Genomic DNA, 255 nt, shown 5'->3' with positions numbered 1-255 from the left:
GAGCAGCGGCAGTACCCGTCGAAGATGACACCCCACCTGCGGAAAGAACTGATGAAGTTCGAGCAGTACAAAGCGCAATTCGCCTTCCTGCGGGAGCATGGCACTGCCACGGCAGAGGACCTGCAGGCCATCCGTGTTCGCGCCGGGGAAACGCTGGCCAGCCTGATGAAGCAGCGCACCATCCTCAATGTGCGGAAGAAGAAACGGAAACAGCTTTACGACGCCCTTTCCGATGTGGAGGCCCTCGCCCCGGCG

Annotated in this window: 1 pseudogene; it reads left to right on the top strand. The window is 61.2% G+C overall.

Annotated features, from left to right (window positions below):
* Window positions 1-255 (top strand): annotated as a pseudogene (locus tag ACYQ3S_RS15765) (relaxase/mobilization nuclease domain-containing protein); the annotation flags it as partial.

Source organism: Agathobaculum sp. TL06 (genome assembly GCF_054658635.1).
This window is presented reverse-complemented; position numbering and strand designations above follow the sequence as displayed.